Annotated in this window: 12 protein-coding genes; 7 read left to right on the forward strand and 5 right to left on the reverse strand. The window is 68.8% G+C overall.

The annotated features are described in order from the left end of the window. Positions 1-37 precede the first annotated feature (37 nt). Together nei2 and U0R18_RS14410 are read right to left on the reverse strand one after the other, a co-directional pair. On the reverse strand, positions 38-790 hold the full coding sequence (gene nei2, locus U0R18_RS14405) for an endonuclease VIII Nei2 (RefSeq protein ID WP_526369410.1): 753 nt from the start codon (positions 788-790) through the stop codon (positions 38-40). After that, positions 790-5,307, reverse strand: a complete 4,518-nt coding sequence (locus U0R18_RS14410) for an ATP-dependent helicase (protein ID WP_526369412.1) — start codon at positions 5,305-5,307, stop codon at positions 790-792. The genes nei2 and U0R18_RS14410 overlap by 1 nt, the downstream gene beginning before the upstream one ends. 73 nt (positions 5,308-5,380) lie before the next feature. On the opposite strand from U0R18_RS14410, the gene U0R18_RS14415 reads away from it, so the two are divergent. From U0R18_RS14415 to U0R18_RS14430, 4 genes are all read left to right on the forward strand, one after another. Beyond that, positions 5,381-5,632: a hypothetical protein gene (locus tag U0R18_RS14415; protein ID WP_526369414.1), complete on the forward strand. Its 252-nt coding sequence runs from the start codon at positions 5,381-5,383 to the stop codon at positions 5,630-5,632. 11 nt (positions 5,633-5,643) lie between these two features. Then, on the forward strand, positions 5,644-5,988 hold the full coding sequence (locus tag U0R18_RS14420) for a hemophore-related protein (RefSeq protein WP_526369416.1): 345 nt from the start codon (positions 5,644-5,646) through the stop codon (positions 5,986-5,988). 213 nt (positions 5,989-6,201) lie between these two features. Beyond that, entirely contained in the window at positions 6,202-6,495 is a 294-nt protein-coding gene (locus tag U0R18_RS14425) for a hypothetical protein (RefSeq protein ID WP_526369418.1), read from the forward strand. 35 nt (positions 6,496-6,530) lie between these two features. Then, a complete protein-coding gene (locus tag U0R18_RS14430; protein WP_526369420.1) occupies positions 6,531-6,860 on the forward strand; it encodes a hemophore-related protein in 330 nt (109 codons plus the stop codon). Here the strand turns inward: U0R18_RS14430 and U0R18_RS14435 are convergent. From U0R18_RS14435 to hglS, 3 genes are all read right to left on the reverse strand, one after another. Next, on the reverse strand, positions 6,857-7,513 hold the full coding sequence (locus tag U0R18_RS14435; protein WP_526369422.1) for a TetR/AcrR family transcriptional regulator: 657 nt from the start codon (positions 7,511-7,513) through the stop codon (positions 6,857-6,859). The two genes, U0R18_RS14430 and U0R18_RS14435, sit on opposite strands and share 4 nt — an antisense overlap. 95 nt (positions 7,514-7,608) lie before the next feature. Further along, positions 7,609-9,135 (reverse strand): L-piperidine-6-carboxylate dehydrogenase, encoded by a 1,527-nt coding sequence (gene amaB / locus U0R18_RS14440; protein WP_526369424.1) that lies wholly within the window; start codon positions 9,133-9,135, stop codon positions 7,609-7,611. After that, positions 9,132-10,361, reverse strand: a complete 1,230-nt coding sequence (gene hglS, locus U0R18_RS14445; protein ID WP_526369426.1) for a 2-oxoadipate dioxygenase/decarboxylase — start codon at positions 10,359-10,361, stop codon at positions 9,132-9,134. The genes amaB and hglS overlap by 4 nt, the downstream gene beginning before the upstream one ends. A gap of 15 nt (positions 10,362-10,376) precedes the next feature. Between hglS and U0R18_RS14450 the strand changes: the two genes are divergently transcribed. The 3 genes from U0R18_RS14450 to lat all read left to right on the forward strand — a co-directional run bounded on the left by U0R18_RS14450 (position 10,377) and on the right by lat (position 13,241). Further along, a complete protein-coding gene (locus tag U0R18_RS14450; RefSeq protein WP_526369428.1) occupies positions 10,377-10,832 on the forward strand; it encodes an Lrp/AsnC family transcriptional regulator in 456 nt (151 codons plus the stop codon). Between the two features lie 146 nt (positions 10,833-10,978). Then, positions 10,979-11,938 (forward strand): putative endonuclease domain-containing protein, encoded by a 960-nt coding sequence (locus U0R18_RS14455; protein WP_526369430.1) that lies wholly within the window; start codon positions 10,979-10,981, stop codon positions 11,936-11,938. Between the two features lie 13 nt (positions 11,939-11,951). Continuing rightward, entirely contained in the window at positions 11,952-13,241 is a 1,290-nt protein-coding gene (gene lat / locus U0R18_RS14460; protein ID WP_526369563.1) for an L-lysine 6-transaminase, read from the forward strand. The last annotated feature ends 76 nt before the right edge of the window (positions 13,242-13,317 follow it).

Below are 13,317 nucleotides of genomic sequence, written 5' to 3' on the forward strand. Positions count from 1 at the left end.
AGCGACCCTGGTGCAGAAGTCGGCGAGATGAGGTCGCTCAGCGCTGGCAGGACGGGCACCAATAGGTGACCCGCGATCCGCTGGTGTCCGTCCTGATCGGCGTGCCGCACCGACGGCACGGCAGGCCGGCCCGACCGTAGACCCAGAGCTCGCGGCCACGCCGGGTGTCGCCGGTGGTGGTCCGATGCACGCGTAATCTATTGGCCCACAACATCTGTTGGGCCCGGTTCACCACACGCAGCGGATCGGCCACCGAGCTCACGGGGGCCACCGGCAGCCGACCGAACACGAAACACAACTCGTTGGCGTAGACATTCCCGACGCCGGCCATCACCCGTTGGTCCAGCAGCGCCTCGGCCAGCGGCCGGCCCGGGTCGGCGCTCAACGCCGCGGCGGCGGCCGGCGCCGACCAGTCCGGGCCGAGCAGGTCGGGCCCCAGGTGCGCGACGACATCGAGATCGTTTGCCCGAGGAAGGATTTCGAGAACCCCGAGATCGACGCCGCTGGCGGTGACGGCACCGGCGGCCAGAACGATGCGGACCTTGTGGCCGGCGCCTCGCACCCGGCCGATCTGCCAGCTACCGTCCATCTTCAGATGTGAGTGGATACTGGCCGCCCCCACCCGGATGAACAGGTGCTTGCCCCGGCTGAGAACCTCGTCGACGGCGTGGCCGGTCAGATCCACGGTGGCGAACTGCGGCACCCGGATGTCGCAGCGGGTCAGCACCCTGCCCTCCAGGGCTTCCCGCAATGCTGCGGCCGTGCGAAAGACGGTGTCGCCCTCGGGCATCAGCGCAACCGCAGCCCGCGGGGCGTCTTGGTGAACCCCGCCGACATCAGCGCGTCGGCCGCCGCAGACGCCCCACCCAGCACCGGCGTCCCGTCGATCCGCTCGACCAGCAGCCCGTCGACCCGACGCGCGCTGACCAGATCCGCCAAGGCGGCCGCGGCCGCATGGTGCACACCGGGATCGGTGGTGAACGTCAGCACCGAGCGGCCCCCGCGCTCGACGAACCACGCCAGCTCGCCGCCGACGAGGGCCACCAGGGCGCCGGCCTTGCGGCCCGGTCGGTGCGCGGCATCCCCGGCCGGCCACGGCAGGGCCGCCCCGTACGGGTTGGCCGGATCGCAGGCGGCCACGACGACGCCGGGTGCGTCCGGCGCAGCGCTGCCGTCGATGCCGGTGGCGAAGCCGCGCAGGGTGTCGACGGTGCCGGCCATCGAGAACTGTGCTCCGCCGAGGGATTCCACGAAGTAGCCGCGTTGGCAGCGGCCGGCTTCCTCGAGGGCGGTCAGCACCTTGTAGAGCATCGCGAATCCGCCGGGCACTTCCTCGGCGGCCACCGAGCCCCGGGTCAGCACGCCGTAGCGGGCCAGCAGTTGGTCGGCCTGGAAGTGGGCACGCAGCGTCGAATCGGGTTCGGCCACAGGCAGGGCCGACCACCGGCCCGCGACCGTCGCATCCGCGCTGCGCGCCTGCGGGCGGGCCACGCTGTAGCGGCTCAGCCGGGGTGCGCGCCGTTGCCGGTGCGCCGGGGTGCCCGACCGTCGCGGTCCGGTCAGCAGCGCGCGCACCGGGGCGAAGGTGTCACCGGTCGCATGGCCCGACCAGATCAGTTGCCACAGCGCCTCTTTCAGCGCCGCTTCGGTGACCCCGGGGACCTGGAGCTGGCGGAAGAAGTATGCGCCACCGTTGCCGAGGGCCGCCAGGATTTCCCGGTGGACGTCGGTCAGGTCGAGATCCAGCGGCGCGCCGAGCGTCAGCGGAGCCGTGTCGGCGGGATGGAACGCCACCCAGCCGTCGGTGGTGCCCGACGCGCCGACGGAGATCGACCCGCGCCCCGACCAGATGACCTCGCCGGAGGCCAGCAGTTCGTCGAGCATCGCCGGGGTGTAGTCGGCCACCCGCTGGCCGAACACCAGGGGTTCGACCGCGCTGGCCGGCAGCGGCACGCCGGCGAGTTGTTCGATGACAGCGGCCAGTCCGTCGACGCCGGTGGTGGACGCGGTGCCGACCTGCTGCCAGGCCGGCAGGAACCGGCCGTAGGCCGCGGTGTCGACGGGTTCGACCTGTGCGCGCAGCGCGGCCAGCGAACGACGCCGCAGGATGCGCAGCACCTCGCTGTCGCACCACTGTTCGGATCCGGGCGAATCGACTGCCGCGTCGACGAATTCTCCGGGGGTCAGTTTCCGGTCGGCGGCCAGCCGGCCCAGGACGTCGGCGGCCACCCGCAGGCCCAGCCCGAACCGGGTGGCCACCGCGGCGGTGGTGAACGGCCCGTGGGTGCGGGCGTAGCGGCCCACCAACTCGCCGAGCGGGTCGGCGACGGCCTCGGTGAACGCCGCCGGTACGCCGACAGGGACCGCGACGCCCACCCCGTCGCGCAACCGGCCGACGTCCTCGACGGCCACCCACCACGGCCGGCCCGCGAACGACACCGTCAGCACCCGGCGTGCGGCGCGCAGACCTTCGAGCCAGGCGCCCACATCGGCGGCGGTGCTGCGGGCGGCGATCTCCTCCTCGGTGAGCGGACCCAGCAGCCGCAGCAGGTCGGCGACGGCCTCGGCGTCACGGGCGGCCCGCTCCGGGGTCAGGTGTTGCAGCTGCCGTTCCGTGCTCGACACCACATCAGCGTCGAGCAGTTCGCGCAATTCGACGCGGCCCATCAGCTCGGCGAGCAGTGCGGTGTCCAGGGACAGTGCGGCGGCGCGTCTTTCGGCCAGCGGGCTGTCGCCCTCGTACATGAACGCGCCGACGTAACCGAACAGCAGTGACGCCGCGAACGGCGACGGCATCTCGGTCTGGACCTCCTGCACCCGGACCCGGCGGGCGGCGATCCGGGTCATCAGGTCGGTCAGCGCCGGGACGTCGTACACGTCCTGCAGGCACTCGCGGACCGCCTCGAGCACGATCGGGAAGTCGGGGTGGCGCCGGGCCACGTCGAGCAACTGGGCGGCCCGCTGACGCTGATGCCACAGCGGTGAACGCTTGCCGGGATGCCGGCGTGGCAGCAGCAGCGCACGGGCCGCGCATTCGCGGAACCGGGACGCGAACAAGGCCGACCCGCCGACCTCGGCGGTCACCAACGCGGACACCTCGTCCGCGTCGAACACGAAAAGGTCTGCACCGGGCGCGGTTTCGTCGGTGTCGGGCAGTCGCACGATGATGCCGTCGTCGGACGCGGTCGGCTTCTCGTCGATGCCGTACCGGTCGAACAACCGCCTGCCGACCATCAGCGCCAGGGCGCCGTGCACCCGCAGCCCGTAGGGGGAGTGCAGGATGACCCGCCAGTCACCGAGTTCGTCGCGGAATCGTTCGACCAGCAGTGTGGTGTCCGAGGGCACGGTTCCGGTGGCGGTGCGCTGGTCGTCGAGCAGTCGCCACAGATTCTCGGTGGCGAAATCGTCGAATCCGATTGCACGGCAACGCTCGTCGAAGGCGTCGCGGTCCAGTCGGGCCACTGCGCCGGTGAACGCGCCGACGGCCGCGCCCAGCTCGGCGGGACGTCCCACGCCGTCGCCGCGCCAGAACGGCAGCCGCGCGGGCTCGCCGGGCGCCGGGATCACCAGCACGCGGTCGTGCGTGATCTCGGTGATCCGCCAGCTGGTGGCACCCAGTGAGATGACATCACCGGGCCGGGACTCGTAGACCATCTCCTCGTCGAGTTCGCCCACCCGCGAGGTCTTTCCGTCGCCGGCGGCCAGGTAGACGGTGAACAGGCCGCGGTCGGGGATGGCGCCGCCGGAGGTGACCGCCAGCCGCTGCGCGCCGGGCCGGGCCGTGAGCGTGCCGGTGTCGCGGTCGTAAACCAGCCGCGGCCGCAGCTCGGCGAAGTCGGTGGACGGGTACTTGCCGGACAGCAGGTCCAGGGTGGCCTCGAATGCGCTGCGGGGCAGCGTGGCGAACGGTGCGGCCCGGCGCACGGTGTCGAACCATTCGTCGGCGCTGATCGGTTCCAGCGCGCACGCCGCCACCGTGTGCTGCGCGAGGACGTCGAGCGGGTTGGCCGGCACCTTCATCGTCTCGATCTGCCCGTCGAGCATGCGTTGCACGCTGACCGCACAGCTGATCAGGTCGGTGCGGTGCTTGGGGAACAGCACGCCGCGGGAGATCTCGCCGACCTGGTGCCCGGCGCGGCCGATGCGCTGCAGCCCGCTGGCCACCGACGGCGGCGCCTCGACCTGGATCACCAGGTCGACCGAACCCATGTCGATGCCCAGCTCCAGGCTGGAGGTGGCCACGACCGCCCTGAGCTTGCCCGACTTCAGCTCTTCCTCGACGTCGGCGCGGGTCTCCTTGGACACCGAGCCGTGGTGCGCGCGGGCCAGTTCGGTTGTCGCGCCGTAGGTCTGGCCGCTGGCCATGACGTGGGCCGGGGCGCCACCCGCCACGCCGGGGTTCTTGCCGCCCAATTCGACGCCGCTGCGTTCGGCGTGAATCTCGTTGAGCCGGGCCGTGAGTCGCTCGGCCAGCCGGCGACTGTTGGCGAACACGATGGAGCTGCGGTGGTTCTCGATCAGGTCGACGATGCGCTGCTCGACGTCGGGCCAGATCGAGTTGTTCTCGAGGTTGGCCATGTCGGGCACGGGAACCTGCACGGCCAGGTCGAACGTCTTGGCGGCCGGCGGAGCGACGATGGTGGCGGGAGCCCCGCCGGACAGGAACCGCGCGACCTCCTCGGGCGGACGCACGGTGGCCGACAGTCCGATGCGCTGGGCCGGGCTGCTCAGCAGGGCATCCAGGCGTTCCAGCGAGAGCGCCAGGTGCGCCCCGCGTTTGGTGCCGGCCACGGCGTGCACCTCGTCGATGATGACCGTCTGCACCGAGGCCAGCGTCTCGCGGGCGGCCGAGGTCAGCATCAGGAACAGCGACTCCGGGGTGGTGATGAGGATGTCGGGGGGTTTGGTGATGAGCTCGCGACGGCGGTTGGGCGGGGTGTCGCCCGAGCGCACGCCGACGCTGATGTCGGGGACCGGCGCGCCGGTGCGCTCGGCGATGCGGGTGATGCCCGTCAGCGGTGTCCGCAGGTTGCGTTCGACGTCGACGGCCAGCGCCTTGAGCGGCGAGACGTAGAGCACGCGGGTGCCCTTCTCGGCCGGCGGCGCCTGGGACAGTTGGTCGATGGCCCACAGGAAGGCGGCCAGCGTCTTGCCGGAACCGGTCGGGGCGATGACGAGGGTGTGCCTCCCGTCGGCGATGGCCTGCCAGGCCTGCGCCTGGGCCGCGGTGGGTTCGACGAACGTGCCCGCGAACCACTCCCGCGTCAACGCACTGAAGCGGGCCAGGGGATCGGTCGGGGCGGGCATCTCCCCATCGTGCCAACACCCTCCGACAAACAGTGAGACGATGGGAACATCCGAGATAGGAGGTGTATGGCTCATGCGCAGGCAACTTCTGTCGATACCGGTTCTGGGCGCGGGGCTCGTGCTCGGGGGGTTGGCACTGTCGGCACCGGCCGCCGCGGACTGCATCAGTTCGGCGGGCACGACGCTGTGTGGACAGGGCTCCGCCCGGGGTGGGAATACCGGCGAGGGTCCCGGCACGATGTCGGGCCCGATGGTGCCCTACCCGTGCAGCTATGACTGGTATTGCGACGACGACGGTTTCGGTATCACGTTCGGCGGTTGGTGAATGGAGTGAGAATGTCGGTTCTTTTTCGTGGGCTGGGCACGGTTGCGGTCATTGGTGGCGTCCTTTTGGGTCCGACGGTGACGGCTGCCGCGGATCCGCCGCCGAACTGTACGTCGGCCGATCTGGCGGGCGTCATGTCCGGGGTGTCGGCGGCGATGTCGGGATATCTGTTCACCCACCCGGACGTCAACGCATTCCTCACCGGGTTGAAGGGCATGCCCAAAGAGCAACGGCGCGAACAGCTTCGGGCGTACGGCGACGCACACCCGGATCAGCGGGCCGAGGTCCAGGCCATTCGCCAGCCGTTGACGGACTTCCACGCCCGGTGCGGCGGCGGTCCGGAGATGACGCCGTAACAGCGGTTTTCCGAACGGTTTCCCCCGTTGTGGGGGATGCCGAATGCGCGTGTGCGCTCCTACGATTCGTGCTATTCGTTGCGCCACCGTGGCAACGTGCATAGTATTCCTGTCACCACATCGAGATAAGGATGTTCGGAGCCTTTGGATTTGGCCCCGCGTCGAGGTGTGTCACGAGACGGGGTAGTGCATATTTCGGGCAGGAGATGACCTATGCGGTTGGCCGGACTCCTCATGGTGCCGATGGCGTCGGTAGCGATCTCGGTGGTCGGCGTTTATGTCGCCGCCCCGGCGGGTGCCGATTGCGAGGCGCGGAACGGGACCATGTTGTGCACCGACGCGCCGGCGCCCGGTCAGTCCGGGCCCCCGACCACGACGTCGTATCCGTGTATCGTCGGCCTGACGTGCCAGGGCACATTCGAATCCGATCTGGTCACCGGCAACGGTCCGGACAACGTCCCGAGCCCGCCGCGTCCGCGGCCGCCGCGCCCGACGCCCAACAACTGATACCCGTTTTGTCCGAGTCACTGGAGGAGTTAGGTATGTCGCGAATCATCCGAGCGGCGTGTGTCGCCGTTGCCGCCGGTGCCGTCATGTTGGGAAGTGCCGCTTCCGCGATGGCCGATGAGCCCAACTGCACGGCTGCCGATCTGGCCGGCATCACGGGCGGGGTGTCGACGGCCACGTCGGCGTACCTGTTCACTCATCCGGTCGTGAACGACTTCTTGACCAGCCTCAAGGCGCTGCCGAAGTCGGATCGCCAGCAGAAGATCCGTGAATACATGGACGCCAACCAGCAGGTGAAGGACGAACTCGCCGCCATCCGGCAGCCGGTCATCGACTTCAACAACCGCTGCGGCGTCGCCGACTAGCGGTTCTCGACGGCGACGGCACTCGCCAGCGGATCCGGGATGCCGGACACCCGGCCGAGTGCGTCCAGCAGGGCGTGCGCGCAGGCGTCCGCCAGGTTCCCGGCGTCCAGTGACGGGTCGATGATCCGTTGCCGGCACAGTTCCAGGGTGAACGCCAGCCAGCCGTAGATCACCGTCTTCAGATCACGCTCCACCAGTCCCGGCAGGGCGGGAACGACGTCGTGGATCACGTCGAGAATCCGCTGCATCTGGCGGGCGTTGTCGGCCTCGTCGGCCCAGCGCAGCATCGGGTCCGAGCGGCCCAGGCCGACGTGCGCGGCCAGTGACTCGTGCGGGTGCTGTTCGTGGTACTGCAGGTAGGCCAGCACGCCGACGCGCACCCGGTCGAAGAACGTCTGCCCGGGCTGCGTCGGGGTGTCGGTGGCCTCGAACAGCTGCGCGGCCCCGGTGCGGACCACCTCGGTGAAGAATGCCCGCTTGTCGGGGAAGTAGTGGTACATCAAAGCCCTTGACACACCGGCACGTTCGGCGACTTCCTCGATGCGGACCTCGTCATAGGGGCGCCGGCCGAAGATCTCCGAGCCGAGCTTGAGCAGCTCGTCCCGGCGATCGCCGGGGGCGAGCCGGCGGCGGGGTCGCTTCTTTTCCGGCATGCCACATCTTCGCAGAGTCCCCAACGGGATCTGTTCTGCGGTGGCTGCGGCGTTGTGCGAGTGAAGTACGCAGTGAGTGCAGAACAGATCCGGGGTCAGCCGAACTGGACGCCCTGCGCCAACGGCAATTCCGACGAATAGTTGACCGTGTTGGTGGCCCGGCGCATGTAGGCCCGCCAGGAATCCGAACCGGATTCGCGGCCGCCGCCGGTCTCCTTCTCGCCGCCGAACGCCCCGCCGATCTCCGCGCCCGAGGTGCCGATGTTGACGTTGGCGATGCCGCAGTCCGAGCCGGCCAGGAAGCTTTCCGCCTCGCGGATGTCGGTGGTGAAGATGGCCGACGAAAGTCCTTGTGGGACCGCATTGTTCAGTTCGATCGCCTCGTCGATGGTGTCGTAGGTCAACACGTAGAGGATCGGCGCGAAGGTCTCGGTGTGCACGATGGGTGTCTGCGACGGCATCCGCACGACGGCCGGTTCGACGTAGTAGGAACCCTCGCCCAGGTCATGGCGCTCGCCGCCGAACACCTCGCCGCCGTCGGCGCGGGCCTGCTCGAGGGCGCCCACCATGTCGCGGTAGCCGCGCTCGTGGATCAGGGGACCCACCAGCGTCCCGTCGGCCATCGGGCTGCCGATCGGCAGGCTCCGGTAGGCCGTCACGATGCGTTCGACCAGGGCGTCGGCCACACTGCGGTGCACGATCAGCCGGCGCAGCGTCGTGCAGCGCTGACCGGCGGTGCCCGCTGCGGAGAACACGATGCCGCGGACCGCGAGGTCCAGGTCGGCCGACGGGGTGACGACGGCGGCGTTGTTGCCGCCCAGTTCCAGCAGCACCCGGCCGAACCGCTGTGCGACGCGCGGGCCGACCTCCCGGCCCATCCGGACCGACCCGGTGGCCGAGAGCAGCGCCACCCGCGGGTCGTCGACGAGGGCCTCGCCGACCGGGCGTCCGCCCAGGATCAGCCGGCCGACGGCCGGGGGTGCGCCGACGTCGGCGGCGGCCCGTTCGAGCAGGGCCTGGCAGGCGACGGCGGTCAGCGGGGTCAGGTCCGAGGGCTTCCAGACCACGGTGTCGCCGCAGACCAGGGCGATGGCGGTGTTCCACGCCCACACCGCGACGGGGAAGTTGAACGCGGTGATGACGCCGACGACGCCGAGCGGGTGCCAGGTCTCCATCAGGCGATGGCCCGGACGCTCGGAGGCGATGGTCTTGCCGTAGAGCTGGCGCGAGAGCCCGACGGCGAAGTCGCAGATGTCGATCATCTCCTGCACCTCGCCGAGGGCCTCGGAGGTGATCTTGCCGGCCTCGATGGTGACCAGCGTTCCCAGCGCCTCCTTGTGCTCGGTCAGCAGCTGGCCGAGCCGGGCGACCAGGGCGCCGCGCACCGGTGCGGGAGTGGTGCGCCAGGCCGTAAAGGCTTGGGCCGCTTCGGAAATAGCGGCTCCGGGATCGGTGCACTCGGGCAGGCTGAACAGCACGTCGCCGGTGATGGGTGTGCTGGCCTGCAGGCCGTGCTCACCGGGCGCGCCCAGGTCCACCGTCGCGCCGAGCGTCGACAGCGCGGTGGTGACGGCGTCGCGCAACTGGGTCTCGGTGGGCAGGGTCTGTTCCATCGTTGTCATGATGCCGCCTTTTCGTAGAGTGCGTAAGGGTCGAAGAGTTCCACGCCGTTGGCGTGCAAAAGGGAAGCCATCCACTGCCAGGAGTAGTCACCGGCGTCACCGTCGGCCTTGCGGGCCTCGGAGTCCAGGTTGGAGCGGAAGATCCCGGCCGCCGAAGCGGGCAGGAAGTCTTCGTACACAACGGGTTTGGCTGGGTCGCCGTGGCGGTAGTAGGCCAATCCCTGACGGGCCATCTCGGCGTCGGTGTCGGGGAAATGGTCCCCCCACGTCGCGTCCCGATCGGGCTGGGCCATAGCGGCGTCGTAGCGTTCGCGGCCCTTGTGGGTCAGCGCGACGCCGCGGGCCTCGACTTCCCCGAACCGGACGCGCAGGGTGCCGTCGTGCACGCTGCCGTCGGGTTCGGCGAACCGTCGCGGCTCGGCCAGGGCGCGAAATGACGTCTGGCGCAACAGGACCGCGGGTGTGCGACGGGGTGGACCCTGGATGGCGTCGATCATCGCGATGCCGCGTGCGCTCATCCGGGCATACAGGTCGTCGATGTCCAGGACGCGCGGGGTCAGATGGTTGATGTGGGTGCGGTCCACCCCGGCGATGTCGGCGGCCACGGCGGACACGGCCGACAGTTCGTCGTACCAGGCGCGGTCGATCGGGGTGCGGGACAGGCTGAACGCCTCGACCGCCCGCTGCACGAAGTCGTCGGCGTCCGAAGCTGGGCATTCGCCGTCGGTGGCCACGCGCCGGGCAATGTCGATCAGCGCCGGGTCGAACAATTGTCGTTGTGCCACAAAGGCTTCCACGCGGTCGCGAAGATCGGGGTGGAAGAACCGGCGGTCCCGGGTGGCCAGCATCGAGGTGAAGACGCGGAACGGGTTGCGGGCCAGTTCGTCGTCGTCGACCGGACGGAACGCCGTCGACACCACCGGAACCGGGGAAGCCGCGTCGCGCAGGTCGTAGAAACCCACCGGGTACATGCCGAACGCGGCGAAAAGTGTGGCGACGTCGGCCAGTTCGGCCGGGTTGGCGACCCGGATCGCGCCGTGGCGTTCGGCGGTCACGCGGTCCAGCGAGCCCAGGCGTTCGGCATCGGGGTGGGCCGCGACGTAGTCGGCGTTCACCTGTGCGCTGACGTCGACCAGCGTGGTGTAGGCGGGTACCTCGGCGCCGTACATGGCGGATAGCCCCGCAGCGAAGCTCGCCCGCAACTTCCACTGCGGTGTGGCGCTCACCGGTACTCTCCGGGGATGGCCGCCGTGGAACTCGACGACATCGACCGCACTCTGCTGCGCGAACTGGTTGCCGACGGACGTGCCACGCTGGCGCATCTGGCGTCGACCGCCGGGTTGTCGGTGTCGGCGGTGCAGTCGCGGGTGCGGCGCCTCGAGGCGCGTGGGGTGATCTCGGGGTACGCGGCGCGGGTCGCGCCGGACACGCTGGGCCAGCAGCTCTCGGCGTTCGTCGCCATCACCCCTCTCGATCCGTCCGAACCTGACGATGTCCCCGCGCGGCTGGAGCACATCCCGGAGATCGAGTCGTGCAATTCGGTGGCCGGCGAGGACAGTTACGTGCTGCAGGTCCATGTGCCGTCGGCGCGGGCGCTGGAAGGACTTCTCCAGCAGATCCGCTCCGCCGCCAACGTCAAGACGCGCAGCACGATCATCTTACAGACTTTCTACACCGATCGGCGATACATACCGTAATTTTTCCGGCATACGCGGCGGCACCATCGGATCTGTTCTGCGGTGAGTGCGACGTTGTGCGAGTAGGGACCGCACGGAGCGCAGAACAGATCCGGGGTGTGGATGACTGCACACACAAATCGTTGCCGATGGGCACTGTCTGGCCCATGATCATTCTCGGCGCCGAGGCATTGGCATCCGGTCTCGTGACAACCCATGAGTTGCGGCGGCACTACCGGCGCGTGTTCCCCGGAGTCCACGCACCCAAGGGCGTTCAACTGTCGCTGTGGGACCGCTGCTTTGCGGCATTTCTGTGGTCCGGACGCCGCGGAGTGATCAGCGGCGCTGCCGCCGCGGCATTGCACGGCGCTCGATGGGTCGACGCGGACGCCGTCATCGACCTCAACCACGCGAATATCCGCGCTCCGGTCGGCATCATGAGTCGTCAGGAGACGCTGCATGACAACGAGGTTGTGGACGTCAACGGCGTGCTGGTGACCTCCGTTGAACGCACTGTGTTCGACCTCGCGCGATTCGGCTCGGTCGCCGATGCCGTCGGTCGGCTGGACGCACTCGCCCGCGCCGTCGAATTCAAGGCCGACGACGTAATCGAATTGTCGGCGTGTCATCCAGGTGCACCCGGGCGATTGTGGGTGCCTGAAATTCTGGATCTGATGGATGCTGGAGCGCAGTCGATGCAGGAATCCTATTGGCGGATGCGGATTCTGGCCGGCGGATACGCGCGGCCGGAGACCCAACTGCCGGTGCTTCGAGCGGACGGCTATTCGTATTACTACCTCGATATGGGGTGGCGGGATCAGGCGGTCGCTGCCGAGTACGACGGCGAGCAGCACCGTACTGACGACCAGCAGTACGCCAGCGACATCTTGCGCTCGGAATTCATTGCACAGCAGTACCAACGGGTGAGGATCGTGAAGGGTGATCACCCTCAGGCGGTGTATCGCCGATTGGAGGCCGCTGGGCTGCGGCCCACCTGCGAGCCGCCGGCGATCCTGTTGCGGCAATCAGGCGTATGGGCGCCCAGAGGTAAAAAGTGCGTCACCAGGCGTATTCGAAAGGAAAATATACGGTACAGTGCCCGTTATGACGGAGATCCTGAAGACTGACACGCACTCGTTCATGTCCGAGGTGACACCGGAATCCGTCCATGAGGTGCTCGGCCGCAGCATCCTGGCCGATGGCATGGACCTGGTGCTCGATCTCGAACGCTCCCGCGGTTCGTACCTGGTGGACGCCCGCACCGGTCGGCGATACCTGGACATGTTCACGTTCTTCGCATCCTCGGCCCTGGGTATGAACCATCCCGCCCTGGCCGACGACCTGGCGTTCCGCGCTGAATTGGCTCGCGCGGCGATCAACAAGCCGAGCAACTCCGACATCTACACCGTCGAGATGGCCCGCTTCGTCGACACATTCGCCCGCGTGCTCGGCGATCCTGCGCTGCCGCATCTGTTCTTCATCGACGGCGGGGCGCTGGCCGTCGAGAACGCACTGAAAGTGGCCTTCGACTGGAAGAGCCGGTTCAACGAGGCCCATGGCATCGCGGCATCCGGCAGCAAGGTGCTGCATCTCGAGGGCGCCTTCCACGGTCGCAGCGGCTACACGCTGTCTCTGACCAACACCGATCCGAACAAGGTGGCCCGGTTCCCGAAGTTCGACTGGCCGCGCATTGACGCCCCTTATCTGGGGCCGGATCTCGTTGAGCGGGAAGCGGATTCGCTGCGTCAGGCGCGCGCAGCGTTCGAGGCGCACCCGCACGACATCGCCTGCTTCATCGCCGAGCCCATTCAGGGGGAGGGCGGCGATCGGCATTTCCGCCCGGAGTTCTTCGCCAAGGTGCGCGCCCTGTGCGACGAGTTCGACGCGCTGCTGATCTTCGACGAGGTGCAGACCGGTTGCGGAATCACCGGCACGCCGTGGGCTTATCAGCAGCTGGGCGTGCAGCCCGACATCGTGGCGTTCGGCAAGAAGACCCAGGTGTGCGGGGTGATGGCGGGCCGACGGGTCGACGAGGTTCCCGACAATGTGTTCGCGGTGAGCTCGCGCATCAACTCCACCTGGGGCGGCAACCTGGTGGACATGGTGCGGTCCCGGAGAATTCTGGAAACCATTGCTGCAGAAAATCTTTTCGAGAATGCGGCGGTGCAGGGCCGGTATCTGCGGGATCTGTTGCAGGGGTTGGCGGGCGAGTTCCCGGACATGGTGCGCGACGTCCGTGGCCGCGGACTGATGTGCGCGTTCACACTGCCGTCGGCGGCGGCCCGGGATCAGCTGGTCGATCGACTGTGGAAGCGCGGGGTAATCGTGCTGGCGAGTGGCGACGCCAGTGTGCGCTTCCGGCCCGCGCTGACGGTCGGCCGTGCCGAGCTCGACATCGCCGTGGCCGCAGTGCGTGACGCTCTGACCTGATCCTCGCGATCTGTTCTGCGGTGGCTGCGGGGTCTACTCGCACTTTGTCGCACAGGACGCAGAACAGATCCACGAG

The organism is Mycobacterium sp. (assembly GCF_046330795.1).
GTDB lineage: Bacteria > Actinomycetota > Actinomycetes > Mycobacteriales > Mycobacteriaceae > Mycobacterium.

Excerpts from the sequence above, each read along its gene's own strand:
- lat (WP_526369563.1), top strand. The coding sequence starts at position 11,952 with ATGTCCGAGGTGACACCGGAATCCGTCCATGAGGTGCTCGGCCGCAGC.
- U0R18_RS14435 (WP_526369422.1), bottom strand. The coding sequence starts at position 7,513 with ATGCCGGAAAAGAAGCGACCCCGCCGCCGGCTCGCCCCCGGCGATCGC.
- U0R18_RS14415 (WP_526369414.1), top strand. The coding sequence starts at position 5,381 with ATGCGCAGGCAACTTCTGTCGATACCGGTTCTGGGCGCGGGGCTCGTG.
- U0R18_RS14430 (WP_526369420.1), top strand. The coding sequence starts at position 6,531 with ATGTCGCGAATCATCCGAGCGGCGTGTGTCGCCGTTGCCGCCGGTGCC.
- U0R18_RS14420 (WP_526369416.1), top strand. The coding sequence starts at position 5,644 with ATGTCGGTTCTTTTTCGTGGGCTGGGCACGGTTGCGGTCATTGGTGGC.
- U0R18_RS14410 (WP_526369412.1), bottom strand. The coding sequence starts at position 5,307 with ATGCCCGCCCCGACCGATCCCCTGGCCCGCTTCAGTGCGTTGACGCGG.
- U0R18_RS14450 (WP_526369428.1), top strand. The coding sequence starts at position 10,377 with ATGGCCGCCGTGGAACTCGACGACATCGACCGCACTCTGCTGCGCGAA.
- amaB (WP_526369424.1), bottom strand. The coding sequence starts at position 9,135 with ATGACAACGATGGAACAGACCCTGCCCACCGAGACCCAGTTGCGCGAC.
- U0R18_RS14455 (WP_526369430.1), top strand. The coding sequence starts at position 10,979 with ATGATCATTCTCGGCGCCGAGGCATTGGCATCCGGTCTCGTGACAACC.
- U0R18_RS14425 (WP_526369418.1), top strand. The coding sequence starts at position 6,202 with ATGCGGTTGGCCGGACTCCTCATGGTGCCGATGGCGTCGGTAGCGATC.
- nei2 (WP_526369410.1), bottom strand. The coding sequence starts at position 790 with ATGCCCGAGGGCGACACCGTCTTTCGCACGGCCGCAGCATTGCGGGAA.